17 protein-coding genes and 8 pseudogenes are annotated in these 23,081 nt (G+C 32.7%); 8 read left to right on the forward strand and 17 right to left on the reverse strand.

The features are described from left to right. Positions 1-136: 136 nt before the first annotated feature. From ABLV95_RS07400 to ABLV95_RS07430, 7 genes and pseudogenes are all read right to left on the reverse strand, one after another. Entirely contained in the window at positions 137-808 is a 672-nt protein-coding gene (locus ABLV95_RS07400) for a M15 family metallopeptidase (protein WP_427706942.1), read from the reverse strand. Positions 809-1,001: 193 nt separating this feature from the next. Continuing rightward, positions 1,002-1,304, reverse strand: coding sequence for a YerC/YecD family TrpR-related protein (locus ABLV95_RS07405; protein ID WP_046466259.1), 303 nt, complete (start codon positions 1,302-1,304; stop codon positions 1,002-1,004). An 82-nt stretch (positions 1,305-1,386) separates the two neighbouring features. Further along, complete coding sequence (gene purB / locus ABLV95_RS07410) at positions 1,387-2,697, reverse strand: adenylosuccinate lyase (RefSeq protein ID WP_460875258.1); 1,311 nt, start codon at positions 2,695-2,697, stop codon at positions 1,387-1,389. A gap of 224 nt (positions 2,698-2,921) precedes the next feature. Beyond that, complete coding sequence (locus ABLV95_RS07415; RefSeq protein ID WP_460872773.1) at positions 2,922-3,107, reverse strand: NETI motif-containing protein; 186 nt, start codon at positions 3,105-3,107, stop codon at positions 2,922-2,924. After that, complete coding sequence (locus tag ABLV95_RS07420) at positions 3,104-3,682, reverse strand: DUF2179 domain-containing protein (protein WP_046466261.1); 579 nt, start codon at positions 3,680-3,682, stop codon at positions 3,104-3,106. Before ABLV95_RS07420 ends, ABLV95_RS07415 begins: the two co-directional genes overlap by 4 nt. Before the next feature lie 86 nt (positions 3,683-3,768). Beyond that, positions 3,769-4,591, reverse strand: a pseudogene (gene nadE / locus ABLV95_RS07425) (ammonia-dependent NAD(+) synthetase). Beyond that, on the reverse strand, positions 4,584-6,050 hold the full coding sequence (locus tag ABLV95_RS07430) for a nicotinate phosphoribosyltransferase (protein WP_460875261.1): 1,467 nt from the start codon (positions 6,048-6,050) through the stop codon (positions 4,584-4,586). The pseudogene nadE and the gene ABLV95_RS07430 overlap by 8 nt, the downstream one beginning before the upstream one ends. A 229-nt stretch (positions 6,051-6,279) precedes the next feature. On the opposite strand from ABLV95_RS07430, the gene ABLV95_RS07435 reads away from it, so the two are divergent. Both ABLV95_RS07435 and ABLV95_RS07440 read left to right on the forward strand, forming a co-directional pair. After that, positions 6,280-7,344: a nitric oxide synthase oxygenase gene (locus ABLV95_RS07435; protein WP_427706936.1), complete on the forward strand. Its 1,065-nt coding sequence runs from the start codon at positions 6,280-6,282 to the stop codon at positions 7,342-7,344. Between the two features lie 39 nt (positions 7,345-7,383). Further along, positions 7,384-8,197 (forward strand): annotated as a pseudogene (locus ABLV95_RS07440) (prephenate dehydratase). An 84-nt stretch (positions 8,198-8,281) separates the two neighbouring features. On the opposite strand, the pseudogene ABLV95_RS07445 reads toward ABLV95_RS07440, so the two are convergent. Beyond that, positions 8,282-9,842: pseudogene (locus ABLV95_RS07445) on the reverse strand (SLC13 family permease). A gap of 162 nt (positions 9,843-10,004) precedes the next feature. Then, a pseudogene (locus ABLV95_RS07450) lies at positions 10,005-11,064 on the reverse strand (glycosyl hydrolase family 28-related protein). A 137-nt stretch (positions 11,065-11,201) separates the two neighbouring features. Between ABLV95_RS07450 and ABLV95_RS07455 the strand changes: the two are divergent. The 3 genes from ABLV95_RS07455 to ABLV95_RS07465 all read left to right on the forward strand — a co-directional run bounded on the left by ABLV95_RS07455 (position 11,202) and on the right by ABLV95_RS07465 (position 14,259). Further along, a complete protein-coding gene (locus ABLV95_RS07455; protein WP_046466268.1) occupies positions 11,202-11,753 on the forward strand; it encodes a cysteine hydrolase family protein in 552 nt (183 codons plus the stop codon). 55 nt (positions 11,754-11,808) lie between these two features. Then, complete coding sequence (locus ABLV95_RS07460; protein WP_427706930.1) at positions 11,809-12,744, forward strand: manganese-dependent inorganic pyrophosphatase; 936 nt, start codon at positions 11,809-11,811, stop codon at positions 12,742-12,744. 135 nt (positions 12,745-12,879) lie between these two features. Beyond that, on the forward strand, positions 12,880-14,259 hold the full coding sequence (locus ABLV95_RS07465; protein ID WP_427706928.1) for an aldehyde dehydrogenase: 1,380 nt from the start codon (positions 12,880-12,882) through the stop codon (positions 14,257-14,259). A gap of 64 nt (positions 14,260-14,323) precedes the next feature. Here the strand turns inward: ABLV95_RS07465 and ABLV95_RS07470 are convergent. Beyond that, positions 14,324-15,362 (reverse strand): annotated as a pseudogene (locus ABLV95_RS07470) (lactonase family protein). A gap of 184 nt (positions 15,363-15,546) precedes the next feature. On the opposite strand from ABLV95_RS07470, the pseudogene ABLV95_RS07475 reads away from it, so the two are divergent. Then, positions 15,547-15,778: pseudogene (locus tag ABLV95_RS07475) on the forward strand (YolD-like family protein); the annotation flags it as partial. A 401-nt stretch (positions 15,779-16,179) separates the two neighbouring features. Here ABLV95_RS07475 and ABLV95_RS07480 read toward each other — a convergent pair. Then, entirely contained in the window at positions 16,180-16,350 is a 171-nt protein-coding gene (locus ABLV95_RS07480; protein ID WP_460875263.1) for a hypothetical protein, read from the reverse strand. Positions 16,351-16,844: 494 nt separating this feature from the next. Here ABLV95_RS07480 and ABLV95_RS07485 point away from each other — a divergent pair, with 494 nt between their 5' ends. Further along, the gene (locus tag ABLV95_RS07485) at positions 16,845-17,885 is read left to right on the forward strand and encodes a C45 family autoproteolytic acyltransferase/hydolase (RefSeq protein WP_427706924.1); all 1,041 of its coding nucleotides are present in this window, start codon (positions 16,845-16,847) and stop codon (positions 17,883-17,885) included. A gap of 95 nt (positions 17,886-17,980) precedes the next feature. On the opposite strand, the gene ABLV95_RS07490 is transcribed toward ABLV95_RS07485, so the two are convergent. The 3 genes from ABLV95_RS07490 to ABLV95_RS07500 form a co-directional block, all read right to left on the reverse strand. Further along, positions 17,981-18,832, reverse strand: coding sequence for a DUF4097 family beta strand repeat-containing protein (locus tag ABLV95_RS07490; RefSeq protein ID WP_046466274.1), 852 nt, complete (start codon positions 18,830-18,832; stop codon positions 17,981-17,983). Continuing rightward, positions 18,829-19,389, reverse strand: a complete 561-nt coding sequence (locus ABLV95_RS07495; RefSeq protein WP_046466275.1) for an HAAS signaling domain-containing protein — start codon at positions 19,387-19,389, stop codon at positions 18,829-18,831. Before ABLV95_RS07495 ends, ABLV95_RS07490 begins: the two co-directional genes overlap by 4 nt. Positions 19,390-19,481: 92 nt before the next feature. Then, positions 19,482-19,973 carry a hypothetical protein gene (locus ABLV95_RS07500; protein WP_427706922.1) on the reverse strand — a complete coding sequence of 164 codons (492 nt, stop codon included), beginning with the start codon at positions 19,971-19,973 and terminating at the stop codon, positions 19,482-19,484. Between the two features lie 164 nt (positions 19,974-20,137). Here ABLV95_RS07500 and ABLV95_RS07505 point away from each other — a divergent pair, with 164 nt between their 5' ends. Next, complete coding sequence (locus tag ABLV95_RS07505) at positions 20,138-20,698, forward strand: thioredoxin family protein (protein ID WP_046466277.1); 561 nt, start codon at positions 20,138-20,140, stop codon at positions 20,696-20,698. Between the two features lie 81 nt (positions 20,699-20,779). Here the strand turns inward: ABLV95_RS07505 and pmtD are convergent. From pmtD to pmtB, 3 genes and pseudogenes are all read right to left on the reverse strand, one after another. Beyond that, positions 20,780-21,509, reverse strand: a pseudogene (gene pmtD / locus ABLV95_RS07510) (phenol-soluble modulin export ABC transporter permease subunit PmtD). Then, positions 21,509-22,382: pseudogene (gene pmtC, locus ABLV95_RS07515) on the reverse strand (phenol-soluble modulin export ABC transporter ATP-binding protein PmtC). Before pmtC ends, pmtD begins: the two co-directional pseudogenes overlap by 1 nt. Positions 22,383-22,402: 20 nt before the next feature. Beyond that, positions 22,403-23,065, reverse strand: coding sequence for a phenol-soluble modulin export ABC transporter permease subunit PmtB (gene pmtB / locus ABLV95_RS07520; RefSeq protein ID WP_460872783.1), 663 nt, complete (start codon positions 23,063-23,065; stop codon positions 22,403-22,405). Positions 23,066-23,081 lie beyond the last annotated feature (16 nt).

Consider the following 23,081-nt stretch of genomic DNA (forward strand, 5'->3'; position numbering starts at 1 on the left):
ATATGTTACTCCTTTTTTAAACATACATATGATTATATCATTTTTAGTCTGTGAGTTCTAAAATGATGTCGAAAAAAACCACCCCAATATTTCTGAGATGATTTTTACAATTTAGTTTCCTTTTTACGGTAATGATTTAATTCAACTGGTAATAACTTTCTAAGTTTGTATCTTGGTTGTCTATAATTCTAGCTAATTCAGACCCTACATATCGCAAATGCCATGCCTCATATGCATAGCCTGTTTGATTTGATTGCCCTTTAGGATACCTAATAATAAAGCCATATTTAGCAGCGTTTTGAGCTAACCAGTGCGCTTCTTTTGTATGTTCAAAATCATCGTGGAAATCTTCAAGTGGTCTTTGTGTACCTACATCAAATGCTAATCCTGTTTGATGTTCTGAATGGCCCGGTTTAGCAGTATATTGTTTCGCAACTTTTTCCCCATCATTTTCAACATATGATTTCACTACTTTTTGTTGATCTTCATAACTTCTATAGCCACTAATATATTTTAAATCTAATTCTTTTTGTTCAGCTTTATCTAGCATTTCATTTAATTTACGTCTGGCTTTTTTATTTTCGCCAGGTTTATAACGTTTCGGTAATTGGTATGTTTTGTTGACAATGACATGCCCATTCACTTTCGTCACGCCTTGACTTTCATCAATAATAGGTAATGCATTTTTAGATTCGACGATATCTGAATGCACAGGTTGTTGATGATTAGAAGTTATAATAAAAGACATTCGTATGACAATACTGATAAATAATAAAGTCGCAATTACAATTATCCACTTCTTAAACACAATTATCTCCCCTCCAACATATGTACATATAACAATATTTTCACAAAACACATATAACAATGATGCAGTTGATATGTCTCAATTACCATTCTATCACTTTACAAAACATAAAGAAGCTGCCGACAAAGTATCATACTCTATCGACAGCTAGGATTAACTTCATGTGTTAACCTTACTTCTTATATAAAATTATCTAATCAGCCGTTTCAATATTCATGCGGTCTAGAATCATAGTATAAGCATCATTACCCCATTGCAATGATCTTTTCACACGAGAAATTGTTGCAGTCGATGCACCAGATTCTTGTTCAATTGTCGCATAAGTGAAACCTTGTTTAATCATTTTTGCGACTTGTAATCGTTGTGACAATGACTGTATTTCATTAACAGTACATAAATCATCAAAGAATTCATAACATTCTTCTCTATTTTCAAGTGTCAAAACTGCATCGAACAATTCATCTAATGCTTTTCCTCTTAATTTTTCTATTTGCATTCAAAACAACCCCTGTATCTTTCAATTTAATCTCAGTTTAACGTACTAATACATTAAAGTGTAACGATTTCCCTTGAAAAATTCAATTATTCCTGGTTATTCTAAACCAGACTCTTTCAAAAATAGTGTCAACTTGGTTTAAATGGTGTTTTGGATCGAAACATTCATCTAAGTCTGCTTCAGATAATAATGTTGTAATTGAACTGTCTTGTTCAATTAAAGTTCTAAATGGTGTTTTAGTTTCCCACGACTCCATAGCCTTAGGTTGTACTTTATCATATGCTTCTTCACGTGCCAAACCTTTATTAATTAACGCTAACAATACACGTTGTGAGTAAATTAAACCAAATGTTTTATCAATATTTTCAAGCATATTATCTTCAAATACTGTCAGTCTATCAACAATATTTGTAAAACGATTCAACCCGTAATCTAATGCAATCGTAACATCTGGAAGCATAATACGTTCAGCTGAAGAATGAGAAATATCTCGTTCATGCCATAATGGCACATTTTCATAAGCTGTTGTTACATAACCTCTTATTACACGTGCAATACCTGTAATATTTTCAGAACCAATTGGGTTACGTTTGTGTGGCATTGCTGATGAACCTTTTTGTCCTTTAGCAAATGCTTCTTCTACTTCACGTGTCTCAGTTTTTTGTAAATTACGTATTTCCACGGCAAATTTCTCCATTGAAGTACCGATAAGCGCAAGTGTCGCAATATAATAAGCATGACGATCACGTTGTAGCGTTTGCGTTGATACCGGAGCCGCATCTAGACCTAAATTTTCACACACATGTGCTTCTATTTCAGGTGGTATGTTAGCAAAAGTACCTACTGCACCACTCATTTTTCCAACTTCAATTTCTTCTCTCACACGTTTAAAACGTTCTAAATTACGTTGCATTTCTGTATACCAAAGCGCCATTTTAACACCAAATGTTGTTGGCTCAGCATGCACGCCATGTGTACGACCCATCATTAATGTATATTTGTAATCTTTTGCTTTTTTCGCTAATACTTCAATAAATCTTTCTAAATCTTTTTCAATAATGTCGTTTGCCTGTTTAATCACATAACTTAACGCAGTATCTACTACATCAGTTGAAGTTAAACCATAATGAACCCACTTACGTTCTTCACCAAGTGTTTCAGAAACTTGTCTTGTAAATGCGACTACATCATGACGTGTTTCTTGTTCAATTTCCTGTGCACGTTCAACATCAACCTTGGCGTTTTCACGTATTTTTTTGACGTCTGCCTCAGGTATATCACCTAGTTTACTCCAAGCTTCACAAGCAAGTATCTCTACTTCCAACCAAGCTTCATAGCGATTTTGATCAGTCCAAATATTAGACATTTCTTCTCTAGAATAGCGTTCAATCATTGAAATTAGCTCCTATCTTACATAAGTTTTAGTTCACAAACCTCAAAACATGTACATTTAAGTTCGTTTCCACTTTAAAGTTCGTGTTTGTTCTTTTCAATACTAGTTTACCAGAATTACTTTGAAATGTATAAGCCTTTTAAGCCTACTATAGAAATTATTTAGAATCAAAGTATTAAAAAAGAGCCCGAAACATAAATACATGTATCAGACTCCCATACTTATCATTCTTGTAATTTGCCTACGAACTCAATTTCTTGTTTTAGTACCTCTACGCCGCCATCTTTATTTTCTTTGTAAACGGGCTTTTCAAAACGTTTAACTGGTGTATAACCAGCTTCACGCATGCGACCCAAACAATCTTGAATTGACTCGTGTTCTTCGACTTTGAATTTTTGTTGTTTTTTCATATGCTTTCAACTTCATCCGTATCATATTGTTTAAGTTTTTTACTTTTAACACCTTTCGCCCAGAACCCACCATGAATCGTACGTGGTTCGTATGCGACCATAAATGCTTTTTCATCAATTTGTTTAATCGTCTCGATTAATTTAGCTTCAAAACGTCTCGGTGTAAGAATTTGTAAAATCAAGCGTTTGCCATCTCGGCCGTATGCAGTATTATGTGTTACGCCATACCCTAAATCTCTTAATTGTCTTGGTAAGTCTAACTCATACGCAGATGAAGTTACATTGACTACTGTATATCCAAGTGCTAGTTTTTCTTCAATCTTCATACCTACAATAATACCTATTGAAAAACCAAAGGCGTATGCAAGCACATTTTGGATTTGATCCAAACTAGACATTACCATACCTAAACCAATAACATATACAAGAACTTCCAAGAAGCTCACGATTGCGGCTACATAGCGATAACCTTTAAGGGTTAATATCGTTCTCATCGTTAGACACGTTACATAAGCAACGTTGATTATAAAAATGGCTAAAACCATTAACCATGGCGTAGATGTTATCACTGACATGTCCATTTTCCTTTCTGTTACATTAAATTCAAGTAATTCTATCAGTAAGTTTATATTTTGTCACTAAAAATTTTCTGTTGTAACAGTTAATTTTTGGGCCATGTGTGTCTTGTATAAGCTAGTTCTCTTTTATGCACACTCTTAACATAATGATGTTCAATAACTTCTTGTGCATCATCTGGTACTGATTTTCCCTCTAAATAATCATCTATGTGATCATAACTCACACCTAATGCCTCTTCATCTGGTAACTGTGGTTTGTCTTCTTCTAAATCTGCAGTAGGTACTTTTTCATATAAATGCTTAGGCGCTTTTAAATACTTTAATAATTGTCTACCTTGGCGTTTATTCAAACCAAATAGTGGTGCAATATCAGCGAGCACCATCACCATATTTCGTATAAAAACCAGTTACACTTTCAGCCGAATGATCTGTACCAATCACTATACCTTGTTTGTTTGCGGCAATTGAAAATTGTGCTTTCATACGTTCACGTGCTTTTTCATTTCCCTTTTGAAAATCAGTAAGTAGAATGCCCGCATCTTTTAGTGACTGCACGCTTTGATTTACAGCTGATTTAATATTGACCGTTACTACTTCATCTGGTTGTATGAACTTCAAAGCATCTTCAACTTCGACTGCATCCTTTTGTTCACCATATGGTAATTTAACAGCAATAAATTGGCAATGAATTTTTTCTTCTTTTAATTCATTAACCGCAATTTGACATAGTTTACCAGCTAAAGTGGAATCTTGGCCACCTGAAATACCTAGCACTAAAGATTGGATAAAAGAGTGAGATTGTACATAACTTTTAATAAATTGAATAATGCTACGCGCTTCTTGTTCACTGTCAATCATTGGTTGGACATTCATTTCTTTAACAATGATTTCTTGTAAATTACTCATTTTCTTCCATCTCCTTCACATGTTCTGCGACTTCAAATATACGTTTATGTTTATTTTCCCAACATGCTGTGCTTAAATCTATAGGATATTCTTGTGGGTTAAGATGACGCTTATTTTCATCCCATAGATAGGTGAGATTTTCTTTCAAATAAGTTTGTGCTTCTTGTTCACTTGGTAAATCATATACTAATTTACCGTCTTTATAAATATCATGATGTAAATCTTTCGCTATAAATGATTTTATAAATTTCATTTTGTAGGTATGGACAGGATGGAAAAGTTTAAGCGGCGTCGTTTCATATGGATCTTCATGATCCAATGTAATATAGTCCCCTTCAGCTTTGTTCGTTTTTTTATTAATGATACGGTATACTTTTTTCTTGCCTGGCGTTGTTACTTTTTCTGCATTATTTGAGAGTTTAATACGATCAACATATGCGCCTGTACTATCTTCTACAGCAACGAGTTTGTAAACTGCACCAAGTGTTGGTTGATCATAGCCTGTAATTAATTTAGTACCTACACCCCATGAATCAACTCTTGCACCTTGGGATTTCAAACTAGTGATTGTCTGTTCATCTAAATCATTTGAAGCAATAATTTTTGCATCTGTAAATCCAGCTTCATCTAACATGCGTCGCGCTTCTTTAGAAAGGTAAGCAATATCTCCTGAATCTAATCGAATACCTACAAAATTAATTTTGTCTCCTAATTCTTTTGCAACTTTAATTGCTGTTGGAACACCAGATTTTAGCGTATGGAATGTATCTACTAAAAACACACAGTCCTTATGGCGCTCGGCGTATTTTTTAAAAGCAATATATTCATCACCATAAGTTTGTACCATTGCATGTGCGTGTGTACCAGATACTGGAATGCCAAATAACTTTCCTGCTCTTACATTACTTGTAGAATTGAAGCCACCAATGTACGAGGCTCTAGCTCCCCATAAGGCTGCGTCCGCTTCTTGCGCACGGCGTGTACCAAATTCCATTAACATATCATCCGGCGCAACTTGTCGAATACGACTTGCCTTTGTTGTAATCAAAGTATGGAAATTTACTATATTTAATAGCATCGTTTCTATTAATTGAGCTTGTATCAATGGTGCTTCTACTCGCATTAATGGTTCATTGCCAAAACAAAGCTCACCTTCATGCATTGAGCGAATATTACCTGTAAATTTCAAGTCTTTTAAATAACTCAAGAAATCCTCTTGATAGCCAATAGATTTTAAATATTCTATATCTGATTCTGAAAAATGAAATTGATTTACATATTCAATCACACGCTTTAATCCATTAAAAACCGCATAGCCACTGTCGAATGGCATATTTCTAAAATACAAATCAAAGACTGCTAATCGTTCATGAATACCATCATTCCAATAACTTTCAGCCATATTTATTTGATATAAATCATTATGCAATACTAATGTATCGTCTTCGTATTGGTACACAAAAATCTCTCCAATCAGCTTTTCTATTAGTTTAGCATAAAAGAAACGTTGTTAGCACCTGAAATACCATCCTATTTAATAGCATTCGTGCAACATTTTCAGATTGCTAATGTTCATTATTTTAAATTTTGATAAAAGTGTGACATTACTAACGACAAAGTAGTGACATTTATATTTTTATAATTAAAAATTAACTGTAATCACTTATAATACTAAGTGAGGTGTTTATATGTTAAATGAAGCTAAATCATTTATTAAAACAATGCATAAAGAATTAAGTTACGATGAACATGCTACATTAGATAGAATTAAAGAAATTGAAATTGCTATTCAAACAAATGGCACGTATGAACATACAGTTGAAGAACTTACTTATGGTGCTAAATTGGCCTGGAGGAATTCGAATCGTTGTATTGGTCGATTTTTCTGGAATTCATTAACTGTAGCAGACGCAAGAGATATTCAAACTGAAGATGAATTTATAGCTACAATTGAAAATCACATAACAACTGCAACAAATAATGGGAAAATCAAACCTTATATCACTATCTTTTCACAGCATCAGCCACCCCAAATTTATAATAATCAACTCATCAGATATGCCGGTTATTCAGATCAAGGTGACCCTGCCGAACGAAGTATAACGCAACTTGCTGAACATCTTGGATGGAAAGGAGAACATACTCACTTTGATGTCTTACCTTTAATTTATAAAATGCCTGAAGGTAATTTAAAGTATCATGTTTATAACCCGGAATTAATAAAAGAAGTTCCTATAGCCCATGACCGCTATCCAAAGTTAAAACAACTCGGTTTAAAATGGTATGCCGTTCCTATCATATCAAGTATGGATTTGAAAATTGGCGGCGTTACATATCCCACAGCACCATTCAACGGTTGGTATATGGTAAATGAGATTGCTGTTCGTAATTTTACAGATAGCTATCGTTATAATTTGCTAGAAAGTGTTGCAGATGCATTTGAATTTGATACACTTAAGAATAATTCTTTCAATAAAGATCGTGCACTTGTTGAATTGAATGATGCAGTATATCATTCCTTTAAAAATGAAGGCGTCTCTATTGTTGATCATTTGACTGCTTCTAAACAGTTCGAACGATTTGAAAAGAAGGAAACAAAAGAAGGAAGAGATGTTACTGGTAAATGGTCATGGTTAGCACCTTCGTTATCTCCAACATTGGTGTCAAATTATCATCATGGTTATAAGAATGAAATTCGAGAGCCTAATTTCTTTTATAAGCAATCAACATCTAAGGGTTGTCCATTCCATTAAAACTCTATCCTTACACATATGAACAAGGGGTAACGTCACATGAAACTTTATTATTTAGGCCCAAAAGGGACATTTTCATACTTAGCAACAAAACAATATAAATCAGAATCTGAAATGGATTTTGAAGCCAAATCTAACCTGTACGAAGTTGTACAAGCTGTTTCTAACGATGATAACAGTATCGCCGTAGTACCAATTGAGAATTCAATTGAAGGGACGATTAATATTGTCGCAGATGCATTAACGCAACAAAATATTTTTGCGCAAGGTGAACTTCATTTAGACATTCAATTCGCGTTGTATGGTTCTCAAGATGCTACAGTAAATGATATCTCAAAAGTTTATTCTATTGCGCACTGCGATTAGTCAAACGAGCCAGTACATACAAAAGCAAGGCTTCACGTATGACTATGTAGACAGTACGATTAAAAGTTTGGAAAAAATAACTAATCACGTTGGTGCCATTGCACCTTTAGGTAGTGGCGAAGCATACGGCTATTCACCTATTGCGGAAAACATACAAGACTTTCCACATAATGTAACGCGCTTTTTAGTCGTGAGTAACCAACCGAGTAGTATCGAGGATGTAGAAGATGCGAGCGATACATTATTACTCATCACGCCTCAATTTGACAAGCCTGGTTTATTAGCAAGCATATTAAATACTTTTGTTTTATTTAATATTAACTTGTCTTGGATTGAATCTAGACCTTTAAAAACACAACTTGGAATGTATCACTTTTTTGTGCAAGCGGACACACCAATCAATGAAGATTTGGCCAAAGTTATTAAAATTTTAAACACATTAGACTTCCAAGTTTCAATTATTGGTTCATTCAATAAATTAAGTTAATTTTATTTTTACGTAAATCCATTAGACAAACCAAAAACCCTCCATTCATTATTTAGAAATGGAGGGTTTTATTTATCTATATAATTATTTAAGTGGCAATGGTTTGGTTACATCTATACCTAATACTGGTGGTACTAGGAAGTAAACAACGAGTACAATAACTACAATGCTTATTATGTTGGCCCAAAAGCCGACAGATGCCATCTTTTTAATACTAATACGTCCTGTACCAAATACAATTGCATTCGGTGGCGTACCTACTGGAAGCATGTATGCACAGTTTGCCGCCATAGCTGCAGGCACCATTAGTAATAATGGATGAACATTTACAGCAACAGATAACGTTGCAAGAATTGGTAAAATCATCGTTGCAGTTGCAGTATTTGATGTGATTTCAGTTAAGAATAGTACAAATACGGTAATGACTATTACAATAATTAAAGGACTCACACCTTCTATCAATTTCAACTGATCGCCAAGCCATACTGCTAATCCACTTGATGCTATCCCTTTCGCTAACGCAAGCCCTCCACCGAAGAGTATCAGTACGCCCCACGGTAAATCTTTAGCCACGTCCCAATCTATAATACGTTTATGTTGTGCTTTGTTCTTCGCAGGAATTAAAAATAGTAAGACTGCGATAAACATGGCTATGGTCCCATCTGCTATTTCTGAGGTGTATGTCCAATTTTTCAATAAAAATTCTCTACTTATCCATAAGAAACTGGCAAGCATGAACACAATTAAAACTACTTTTTCTTCATATTTCATCTTACCTAATTCGTTTAGTTTCCTTTTAATTAACGCTTTTCCACCTGGTAATTCTTTCATATCATGTCTAAAAGCTATATATCTTATGTATGCCCAAATTATGAACAATAAGACAATAACTGTTGGCACACCAATAATCATCCATTTAGCAAAACTAATTTCTTCACCAAATGCAGATTGATATTGTCCCTTTAATATAATTAAAGGCGGCGTCCCAATTAAGGTTCCAAGACCACCGACTGTACCAAGCATAACCAATTGCTAATACTAAAGATTGTTCAAACTTAGTAATACTTGAATCTTTAGTATCTTTACTTTTTAATTCATTGGCTTCTTTAATAATTGCTAGACCAATCGGAATCATAATCATAACAGCGGCAGTGTTCGATACAAACATGGATAAAAAACCAGTCGCAATCATGAATCCTAGCAAAATCTTTCCTGTACTTGTCCCTAATGTATTGATAATTGTTAGAGCAACCCGGGTATGTAAATTCCATCTTTCCATGGCAATAGCTAAAATGAATCCCCCAAGGAATAAGAAGATAATATCATTACCATATTGCGCTGAAACTTCTTCTGGACTTAAAACATGTCCAATTGGCATCAGTATTAATGGTAATAAACTCGTTGCCGCAATCGGAATGGCTTCAGTAATCCACCACGTTGCAATCCAAAGTGTTGTTGCTAAAACAAATATACCTTTAGTTGATAAACCTTCAGGCTGTAAAAATAGTAATGTTAAAACAAATAATAGTGGCCCCAATATTAAACCTATTAATTGTCCACTGTTATAAGACTTCTTTTCTTTCTTGTTAGAAAAAAACATTAAATAATGTGACCTTCTCATATCCCCTTTTTTCAAATCGTTCATATTCGTCCCCCTCTAAAGTTACTTTTCTGAATATTCATAACATTTCTTAGTTTATAACATAATATAATCCTAATGAAATATCAATGCTAAACCGCTTACATATAAAGTCTTTATGGTGTCAACGTAGCATTGTAATCATGTTTAATTAAACTTAACAATATTTTAAATTTTATCATCATAAGATAAAAATAAATTCTTAGTGTCCTTCAAATACATTTTGGGCGGCCATTCATCAAATTCATTTTGAGCAATAAGTATATTTTTATGTTTTATATTATTATAACTTTGAATCCGAACTGCATATTTCTCCATCGCTCCAACAAATTTATTTTGATAAATATTTAAATTACTCCCAGCTTGAGTTGATCTTTGTTTCCCTTTTAAATCTTTTGCATTTTTACCATCTTTAACTGCTAAAAAACGAACACCACCAAGCACAGTTTTTAAAAATATTATGATGAATATACGTATCTTTATATTTTAAAGGTGTTAGTGCATATTGCTTTATCTCTTCAAATGTATTAAAACGAATATGAATATTTTGATAAAATTGATTATAACGACTTGCATGAGAACCAATCGCCCTGTTCCATGACTGCATCGTAGGCGTATTTGAATTGCCAAAATAACAATTTTCTATTATTACATTTTTTGTAATCGTTCCGTCTGTCGTCCCAAATTTAGGAAAAGCACCTGGTACTTGAATATCTAACTGAATTGCTTCTGAAAACGTTCTTGTCCCATCACTATCATTGAATCCTAAAAATTTACAATTATTTATATATAATCCATTAACTCCACATGCATCCAGCCCATGGCCACCTATAATGTCTTTAAAGGTCACATCGACGATTTGAATATCTTGGGCATGTCCCATACACATTGCTGTATTATTATATGGGAAAGCATAGCCGTTCATATCAAATGTTCCTCCTGCAATATAAATATGGCTATTGCCGTTATAACCATGATAAGGTTTAAACCTTCTACCATTTTTGAGTAATGCATCTTTCCCACATCTTTTAAGGACTGCGCCTTCATCTAGCAACAATGTTGTAGACTCATAAATAACCAATGACTTGCGTATATGAAATTCACCTTTAGGTACATATATCGTTGTCGAAGGATGTTTTTTTGCATAATTCAATGCACGTTGCATTGCTCGTGTATCTGCGCTTTTACTTTCACCTTTTAATCCAAATTGCTTTGCATTAATCATCATAGGACAATCCCTCTCTTTCTCAATACTTTATAATAAACTTAATTGAGTATTTTCAAACGCGCTTGTTGTAGCTTTATTGATTTATCTACTTAGTATATAATACTTATTATCTTTAATATTAGGAGTGTTCGCAAATTATGAAAAAAAGTGCACTTATTGTAGTGGATTATTCAAATGATTTTGTTGCAGATAATGGAAAAATGACTTGTGGCATTCCAGGCCAACAAATTGAACATTATATTGTGGAAAGAATTGAAGCATATAATAAAAAACAACAGAACATTTTCTTTATGATGGATTTACATTTTGAAGAAAATAGTTATCATCCTGAGAATAAGCTCTTCCCTCCTCACAATATTCTAGGAACATCTGGGAGAGAACTTTACGGTAAAGTAAATGATATCTATCAAAATATATTATTTAATGATCACATACATTTTTTAGATAAAACACGTTATGATGCTTTTTGTGGTACTTCGTTAGATATTTTGCTACGAGAAAGAAATGTAACACATTTAGAAATTGTTGGTGTATGTACCGACATTTGTGTATTACATACAGCGATTACTGCCTATAATTTAGGTTATTCCATTAGTATTTCACATAAAGGCGTTGCTTCATTTAATCCAACGGGCCATGATTGGGCTTTAGATCATTTTAAAAATTCCTTAGGTGCTGAAGTAGAATAACTATGCAAACTCATGATAAAATAACATTAACTATATAAATAAGGAGAATTTAGATATGGCAAAAACTTATATTTTCGGACATAAAAATCCAGATACAGATGCTATTGCATCTGCCATCATCATGGCAGATTTTGAACAACAAACAGGTAATTCGGAGGCTGCGTCTTACCGTTTAGGCGAAATAGGCCCTGAGACGCAATTTGCTTTAGATCATTTCAAAGTAGAAGCGCCAGAATTACTTAACGATAATCTAGCTGATCAAAATGTTATTTTAGTTGACCATAATGAATTCCAACAAAGCGCAGATTCAATTGCTGACGCTACAATTCAACATGTCGTAGATCACCACAGAATTTCAAATTTTGAAACTGCGGCGCCTTTATATTACCGTGCTGAACCAGTTGGCTGTACAGCAACAATTTTATACAAAATGTATAAAGAACGCGGCTTTGAAATTAAACCTGAAATTGCTGGCTTGATGATTTCTGCAATTATCTCAGATAGTTTATTATTCAAATCACCTACATGTACTGAAGAAGATGTACAAGCTGCAGAAGCATTGAAAGCGATCGCCAATGTTGACTTAGAATCTTACGGTTTAGATATGTTAAAAGCAGGTGCTTCTACAACAGACAAATCAATTTCAGATATCTTATCTATGGATGCAAAATCTTTCAACATGGGAGATTATTCAACTCATATCGGACAAGTTAATACTGTGGATATTGATGAAGTCTTTGCACGTCAAGAAGAATTAACACAAGCTATGTTAGAAACAAGTGCAAATGAAAAATATGATTTATTTGTATTAGTCGTGACTGACATCATTAATAGTGATTCTAAGATTTTAGTAGTGGGACCTGAAACAGACAAAGTAGGTAAAGCTTTCAATGTTGAACTTGAAAACAATACTGCATTCTTACCTGGTGTAGTTTCACGTAAAAAACAAGTTGTACCACAAATTACAGAAGCTTTAAACGAAGTCGTTTAATATATATGATAAACACTGAGTGGACAAAGAAACTAAACACCTAACCACTCAGTATTCTGGAACATAGTAAATATGTTCCAGTTTTTTATCCATTTCCATAAGCATAGCGACATCTCATACTAGGAGGAATATCATTTGAATTCAATAGAGCAAACTTTCCATAATAGTAAACAATATTTTAATACTCACGAAACCAAAGATCTTAAGTTTAGAAAAAAACAACTCAAACTGTTGGGTAAAAGTATTAAAAATCATGAAAATGAATTACTCGACGCACTTCAACAAGATTTAGGAAAAAACAAAGTGGAAGCTTATGCAACCGAGATTGGATTCACTTTAAAAAGCATTAAGTCAGCACGCAAAGAGCTTAAAAATTGGGCGAAAAGAAAACAAGTGAACACGCCCCTTTACTTATTCCCTACTAAAAGTTATATCATGAAAGAGCCTTATGGTACTGTCTTAATTATCGGACCTTTTAATTATCCTTTCCAATTACTTATTGAACCATTAATTGGCGCAATAGCGGCCGGAAATACAGCTATACTTAAACCGTCAGAATTTACACCACACGTTGCAGATATAGTACAACAAATTATTGAAGATGTATTCAACACTGAATATATTAGTGTATGCCAAGGCGACGCAGAGACTACACAATCACTTATACATTTACCTTTTGATTATGTCTTTTTCACTGGCAGCGAAAAAGTAGGGCGTATTGTCTATCGTGCGGCTAGCGAAAACTTAACACCCGTTACTTTAGAATTAGGAGGTAAATCTCCTGCGATTGTAGATGAGTCAGCAAATATCAAAGTAGCGAGTGAACGCATTTGTTTCGGGAAATTTACGAACGCTGGTCAAACTTGTGTGTCGCCAGACTATATTTTAGTTAACCGAAAAGTCAAAAGCCAACTCATCGCGGCACTCAAAAATACAATCACTGAATTTTATGGTAAATCTATACAAGATAGCCCAGATTTCGGTCGTATCATTAATCAAAAACATTTCGATCGTTTAGACCATTTATTAAATGTTCATAAAACAGAAATTGCATTTGGTGGTCAATCTGATGCAGACGATAAATACATCGCTCCAACCATTTTAGATGGTATTACTTTCGATGCTAAAATAATGGAAGATGAGATTTTCGGCCCTATTTTACCAATCATTCCGTATGATGATTTTGATGAAGCGATTGATTTAATACGTACTAAACCTAAACCACTCAGCTTATATTTATTTAGCGAAGATGAAAATGCAACAGAACGTGTACTTCATGAAATTTCATTTGGTGGCGGTGCGATTAATGATACGTTGATGCACCTCGCAAATCCAAACTTACCTTTTGGTGGTGTCGGGGCATCGGGTATTGGACAATATCATGGTAAATATAGTTTTGACACGTTTAGTCACGATAAATCTTATGTATTTAAATCTACAAGGCTTGAATCAAGTCTCATATTCCCACCATACAAAGGGAAATTTAAATACATCAAAACATTTTTCAACAAATAGAAAATCACCTAGTATGGCAATGTATTATCCATACTAGGTGATTTTTTAATTTTTTCAGTTGTCTTTATTTTAAAAATTGTACACAAACGCCCTCTGGTGCTGATTCATGATGATCAACTTTTTCTAATTCTCCCGTAATTTTATCACGTTTGAAAACCGTCAATGTATAGTCACCTTCTTGGTGTGCACAAACTAAGAAATCGTCTGAGTCAGTAATGTTGAAATCACGTGGGAATTCACCACCACTTGATACAATATCAACAAATGAAATCGTTGAACCATCATCGCTTACTTTAAAAATAGCAATACTATCGTGGCCTCTATTCGTGATGTATAAGAATTTTTGATCGTGTGACTGTCTTACTGCTGCTAATTTTGTATCACCTTCAAAATTTTCTGGAATTGTTGAATGTCGTTGGATTTCGGTGAATTTTCCATCCTCATATTTTACTGTACTTACGACATTTGATAACTCATGGACAACATAAGCAAACTTCCCATTTTCATGAAAAGTAATATGTCTTGGTCCGTCCCCTGGTTCAAAATCACTCACCGCATGTTCACTAAAACCATGATCATTAAATTCGTATGTTACTATTTTATCTGTACCTAAATCGATTGCAACTACATATTTTTCATCTGGTGTTGTACTGATAAAATGCACATGTGGCTGATCTTGTCTTTCATGTGGTCCAGTTGGATAATTGTGCTCTAACTCTTGAATCAAACGTATGATTTCACCTGTTTCAGGATTCGCTTCATATAAGCGCGCTAATCCGAGCACCATAAACAGACTCAAAAACAAACTTTCCGTCTGGTGACACATCTACATAACAGCCGCTACCCTTTGTAGATGCGAGGCATTTATTAATTAAACTGAGTTTACCATCTTCTTCTATTTTAAGACTTGCAACACCGCAATTATCTCCTTCACGTGTTACAGCATATAAAAATGAATTATGTTGATTTACATAAGTTGATGCTTCTAATTCATATCCTGTTTCAACTTCTGTTACGCTTCCAGTTTGTTCATCTAATTCAAAACGATAAACGCCTTTGCCCTCTTTTTTTGTATACGTACCAATATAACCTGTTGTCGTCATGTAAACCCCTCCATATTGTTATAGTTTCATTTTAATAAATATCTATACTAAATGACAATATAATGATTATTACCACTTTCTATCAAAGTACAATTAAATTTTTCATGCTTTATTAATTTAAAATAAGGAAAAACTTCTTGCAATTACACGAACGTATGTTCTATTATTATGTTGAGGTGATTTTATGATTCCGGAAAAATACCAAAATGAAAATGACTATAGAAATATACCAAGAGAATTTCTTAATGCCAATATCCCGCAAGGTCGTGGCATGGTTAAATGGGCGCCATTTGCTACTTTGCCAGAACAATTCGAAACAATTCAACAATATTTAGTAGATCAAAATAAAATTGACCGTCCTATATTATCCGACGATCAATTAAATGAATTAAATTTACAGCTTCATCAAGCGTTACATACAGATTCCTATATTTATATTGAATATTATCAAGCGAGGTTGGTTGGAAACGGCTCATATAAAAATTAAAAATATAGATATGACTCATATGTTTTTAGAAGGTTATCCAATCTATACACATGAAACAATTCAACTTTCATTATTTGATATAACTAGAATAACTCAAGACAATAGTTAACCGCTTTTCTATACTTGCGGCGCAAGTTTACAGTTCGCAGTCTTCTCGACTGCATAAGCCACCGTAACAACTTCGTTGAACGGATTTATTGTTCGCAGTCTTCTCGACTGCATAAGCCACCGTAACAACTTCGTTGAACGGTGGCTAAAAAAATACTGCCAACGAAAGCCTAAAGGCTTTGTCGACAGTATGGGAACACTCTAAAGTGTTCTATTAATAACTTAATTATTCGTTTCAATATCTGAAACAATTTCTTTTGTTTTACTTTCAATATCTTCGAAGTCTTTTTTAAAGATATAAGCGAAAACTACTGCACCAACACCTGTTGCTAATGACACAGTAAGAATTGTACCTAATACAAATTTAAATAAACCTTTAATAAAATTACACATTCTGATTCACCTCAATAAATTATTAACATATCTATCAATAATGATAGCATACTTGAAAGCATCAATAAATATATACCCACTTTTCATTTCTTTAATCTAAATATTAAAAAATGGATTTATGATATTATTGGAGTAATGCAAAATCAATAAATTTTAGTCAATATGTCTTATTTATTTTAACATTTTCTTCTCATCAGAATAAAGATAGATGTTATATTTATTATTATTATAAGTAAAAAAAGGGCTAATATCGTTAAATATTAGCCAATTCAATGTTAGTTATTCTCATCTTATTGACCCCACCAAGTGGAGACTGCATCTTTGAAAGCATCATAATAATTTGACATAATAATCACCTCATTGAATTTGTCTATCTGATCGTCCCTTGATGTTAACTCAAGCATAACTACTGGTCATACGTAATGCAATTAACAAAGCGTTACAATGAAGTTACATTTTTGTAAGATTACACACATAAATAGGAGTTTTAAACTATGCAATCAGTAAAATCAGACATCTTAACACATCGAGGTTCACACTTTGATTTAGGTGTACAAACAGCACAGTGGATGCAACAAACCCCCTTACTCAAAAACAGAGAGAAAGAATGGAAAAAACGTATGCCCCGCTTTGATATCCATATCAAAGAAACATATGACATTTTCCAAACGTACGCCCCGCAAATTTGGGAAGAAATTAGAGGCATGCAAGAAGTACTTAATCTGCCTACCCGCCAAATGATTCTTAACTTTGCACACTATCGATTCACACCATTGAAAAACAGTGGCTGTACGGTCTTTTTAGGTCAGGACTATATGGTGCGAAATTATGATTATCACCCTGCAACTTATGATGGTCGTTACTTATTGTTCCAACCTACTGATGGCGGATTAGCGCAAATAGGCCCTACATCACGTGTAACAGGGAGAATGGATGGTATGAATGAATCTGGTCTATCCATGGGCTACAACTTCATGCACAGAAAGCACCCAGGTGATGGTTTCGTCTGCTATATGGTCGGCAGGCTTATATTACAATATTGTAAAGATGTACCTGAGGCCATACAATTACTAAAAGAACTTCCCCATAGAAGCTCATTTAGTTACATTGTCATGGACAAACATTTGAATCATGCGATTATCGAAGTTTCTCCTCGCTCCGTTGATGTTCGTTACGATCGTACTTGTACGAATCATTTCAAATTATTAACACATGAAAATAGAAATTTCACAAAAGAATCTAAAGAACGATTAAATCGACTCCTTAAAAAAGAACCCGCATCACTAGATAAAATGAGCGCATTTAATTTATTCAATAATCCGGAATATGAAATTTATAGTAAATTATTTAAAAGTTGGTCTGGGACAATTCATACAAGTATGTATGAACCTCAATCATTAACAGCACATATCACTTTAGGTGAAAATAAAGCCCCTACCATAATAGACTTTGGCAAATGGCTCGATGGCGAATCATTAGATATTACTTCAATTAACGGGCATCTTGACACTGATTTAACCTTTGCCACTTATTAATATTTGTCATTTTAAATCATTTATATTATAAAAAGAGCCAGAAAGTACTTAATTAAATGTACTTCCTGGCTTTCTCTATTCATGTCAACATAGAGTTAATTTATATAAATGTCCCCATGATCCGTATAGAACTCTAAAATATGCTTTCCTGCCCCTACTTTATTATCTTTAAAATTGTTGTTGATAACTTTAGAAGTCCCATCAGATGGATTCAATTTTAGCAATGTATCTTGAGGGTCATCATCATATGACATGAAAATATCACCATATTGTGTAGAGGCTCTAAAATGTGATGCAATATCCATTCGACTCAAATCAATTTTGCCGTGGTCAGCTAACAGCACCGACTTTTCAATCAATGATTTTTTACTCGTTATACTCGCCTGTTTCGTTTTAATATTCGCATTAGTAATTTGGCTATGCTTTATATCAAGCGGTGAACTCACACCTCTATAATACAGTTTGTCTAACACTACATCACTTAAAAACACACGTGCTCCGCCAGTAGCCTTCATTGAAATATGTGCATCTTTTGCATTGATACTATCAATATTTATAATATTCGTCTTACTAGATACATCTAAATGATTTAGTTTTTTATCTGGCACAGTCACTACCATCTCATCATCAAACTGTCTAAACGGATTAAAATTCAATCCATAATGATCTTCTGTATTATCAGTCTCATGAACATGTAGTGTCTTGTTTTTATTCGTAATATCAATATTCTTTTTCCCTTTATAGGTCACTGAAAATTTGTCACCTTGCTTAACCTGAACCTTACTATTTTGGCTATCTAGGTTTAAATTTTCTATATCTTTATCATTAACTTCTTTATTCACAGAATTGAGTTGGTTGTTTTGTTTTTCAAATCCAAACCAAGCGACACAAGCTAAAAGAAAGCACACGATAAATAATGTTAAGCCGCTAAAAAATAACTTCTTCATTCGACTGCACTTCCTTTAATTGTTTTAATATTCCAACGTAAGTATTTTAAAATCACTCGATAAACAAATTGAGCAAATTTTGCAATAATGACAAATAATAAAAGACCTAATCCTGTATACGAAATGGCAAATAAATAGTTACTTATAGCAAAACTAAAATTATCATTAATTATGCCGTTGATAATCAATAATAGCGGACTAAGTGCGAAAAATAATGCAACAAGTAATAGTACAAACATGAAAATGCCAACAAATATCATAGGGATTAAAATAATGATTAATGATAATATTCCCATACCCAGAGATGCCATAATTGCTCTCACGATTGTATTTATATTAGGACGAAACTCCGCAGACACAATCGCATTTCTCGCCATAAGCTCTTTGCCTATCTTTTTAGGAGATTCAAGCGCTCCAATGATTTGATATTCATTTTTCCCTTCACTTTCTTGATCAAAAAAATATTCCTCATATTCATACATCACTTTATCGCGTTCACTTCTTGGTAATTTATCTAATTCTTGCTCTAATTCATTTAAAAAAGTGATTTTATCCAAAATATCTACCGCCATTCAAACTTAAGTTTCGAAGCAAAACGTATATGTAAAATCAAAAATGACATGCCCTATAGGAATGTCATTTTTAATTTTTATATCTTGTGTATTTCAATTTTCTTTATTTTATCATGTTTATAAATAATAAATAACTTTATTTGATTTTTCTTATCTTTATATATTATAGCATTAAAGCCTTTGCGCAACTTTTTTTGTTTATAATGTGTTCCTAGTGTCTGTGTAACTTCTCCAACATTATTATTGATCGTTCCATTAAAATTAGTTTGCACTCTAGTATCGCCAGTTAAGGTTATACCTTTAAGTTGAGAATCCTTTTTATTCACTTTGAAGATTAAATTAGGATGCTCTCTTTTTGAATAAAGACGATGTCTTTTTAAAATGACTTCATCTTTTTCAACGTATTCACTAATATTAATTTCAGACCCTATTTTGACACGATCAATGGATAGTTTTGATAAATCGGTCGAGTGTTCTTGCTTTATATAATTAACTAATAATACTGTCACAGTAGCTATTGTTATACACGCAAAAAATATAAAACGCTTATGTAGTCTATGTATTTTCAATGTTGTCACCACGCTCTACTTTACTTATTAAATATAGCATAGGTATTTGTCACTTTCATCCCTGAAGAAATCTTAAAACATATTACTTTTATATGTATTAATAATTTTCTTTCATATTAAAATATTGATATAATAATATCTAATCAATTAAAGGGGGAACTATTATGACAAGTTTAGAAACTTATTTCAAAAACAGTCAACCGCTTGATCAATATATTGAAGCTATGACTGAAAACAAAGAGAATTTACTATCAATATATCATTCATTCTCAGCACCAGAGGATGATAGTCGTCTTGAAAAAATTAAAGCATCAAACTATAGCAAAGTTCTAGTTATCACTGAAGATTGGTGTGGAGATGCTATGATGAACGTGCCTATTCTTAAACATATTAGTGAAAGATTAAATATAGAAGCTCGTGTCTTTCATCGTGATGAAAACACTGACTTAATCGATCAATACTTAACAAATGGTACTGCGAGATCTATACCTATATTTGTATTTTTAAATGATGATTTTGAACAGCAAACAGTTTGGGGGCCTCGTGCAAGACAAGTTCAACATTTTGTAGAGGAAACGCGTTCCAAACTTCCCGCAAAAGATGATCCTACATTTGAAGATAAATCGTCTGAATCATATGCAATTATTTCTAATCGCTTTAAAACAGACTCACAAATGTGGAAATATGTTTATGATTCAATTTTAGATAAACTAATTATAAATTAATAAAAGACGTATGAATTAAGGTGTTATAACCGTTAATTCATACGTCTCTTTTTTATGACTCAATCTTCGGTTATCTTTATTTTAAATATCTTTTTTAGATACATAGAATATATTAACTACGAATAATACTACAATCGATCTTGAAGTAATAAACCACTGCCAATTAGAGAATGTGTAATCACCAGTTGTCGTTTTAGAAGTTAAGTAACTAAATGGAATATATTTCAAGGCATCTTGAATATTGTCACCAAATTTAGGAATCATAGGTATAAATGGTTCCGCAAAAGGAACAAGTAATATTAAGAATATACCTAGAGTAAAGATTAATGCTGTTTTTGGTACAACTAATGAAAATAAATATAATAATAATCCAAAGAATAAATGGAATAGAATGAAGAACCAAAGTAATTCAAAGATTTTATCAACTTCTATATTTTTACCATCAACAATTTGTTCTACGATTAATACAAAACCAACAAGTATTGCTGTAATAATTATGGCGATTAGTATAATTGAAATCACTTTTGCGATAACATAACCCACACGACTTGATGTTTTATTCATATATAATTGAATTGTACCTTGTGAAATATCACGGGTGATTGTCTTGATTACAAATAGTAAGCCCATGATAGAAAAGAACCAACTACCAATAGAAAGTAGCATATTGCCGTCTATTTTATCAGATTGCTTGAACAAATAAAACTGTAAATCCAATTAACGGAAGTATTGTTAAGAGTAATGCTAAATACGTTAATGGGCTTCTAATAATGCTATAAATGTCATATTTCACGAGTTGTAAACTATTCATTATTGGCCACCTTTCTGATTAATATTGAAGTAAGTATCACGTAAAGAACTCTTGCGTGTTTCAATAAATTCAGGGAAAATATCGATATTGGATAAACCTTTAAGTACTTTTTGATAACTTGATTGTGCTTTAATAATGATTTCTCCATTTTCTCTCTTAGATTGAATCACATCGAAATTTTCATTTAAATATTCTAAAGCATTATTGAAATTATTTTGTTCTATGATTAAAACTGTAGAATCCGTTGGTGCCCCTTCTTTCATATCAACATCTTGAACAAAATTACCATCACGTAAAAATACTGCTCTATCGCAAATTAATTCAATATCCTCAAGTTTATGACTAGAAATCAAAATTTTCATATCCAGTTCTTGCACAAGTGATTGAATTGTTTTCAATACATCAATTGATCCGTCAGGGTCCATACCATTTGTTGGCTCATCTAAAATAAGGTACTTGGGTTTGTTCATTAATGAAACGAGCAATGGCTAGCTTTTGTTTCATTCCCATTGAATACTTTTTAACTTTTTTCTTCACATAAGGTCTCATACCAAAGGCATCAATGATTTGATTTGCATATTTTTTATCAAACCCCTTACCTAATACATTGGCAAATAATTTCAAATTATATAAACCTGATTTATTATCATACAATTTAGGATGTTCAATAAGGTAACCGATATTGTCTTTATTACCTATCTTTACCTCCCCTTTGTATTTGATAATATTTCCGTTCATGACTTTCATTAATGTTGTTTTACCGACACCATTTTTACCAATTAAACCTACAATTTGGCTTTGTCCAAAATCAAAATTAATATGATCTAAAACATTGTTATTGCCATACGTTTTTGTTATATCTTTTAATTCCATAAATGCGCCTCCTTTTATTATTAAATTAATTTTTTATATTGAATGATGTAGCTAGCTACAAAGCAAAAAATACTTAAAGTTAAAAATCCATAGTTAAAAATAGTTTCAAAATAATTTAATATACCCAGACTATAATTAAATAATGTACATATTCCAACTACAAGTAGCACGATTATGACAGGTATTAAAATAACCATCGTAAGTAAATAAATGATATAAGAAATGTAATCAGATTTTTGTTCTGTATATTTTTTGAAAGCTATAGGTACTGCAAAGAAATTTACTGCAATGTATGAGAATGGCATTGAAATATTAAAATCAATATTACTTGTTGATACATGAGAATTCGGCATTGTATATAAAGATAATATTGTCGCCCCAACTAATGTAAAAATAATAACTGTTAAATAATTAGCATTCAATAATGACTTTTTAGAAACTGGTAAACTTCCAAAAAAGTCATAAGCCATTCTGTGCCCAAGCTTACTATTAAAACGAAAAACATGTCCAGAATCTAGTATAGAAACAAAAAGTAATATCATCGCAACTGCAGAATATAACGCATTAGTAAAAATACTATTAGGTATTATGATTAATTGCAGTGGGGAAAACAATAATAAGATTGCATATATTACGATTGTCCATTTACGTAATTTTAAATTTCTAATAAGTAAATTTTTCATCTAATGCCCCCAGTTG

This window comes from Staphylococcus sp. Mo2-1, from assembly GCF_046721385.1.
Taxonomy (GTDB): Bacteria; Bacillota; Bacilli; order Staphylococcales; family Staphylococcaceae; genus Staphylococcus; species Staphylococcus equorum_A.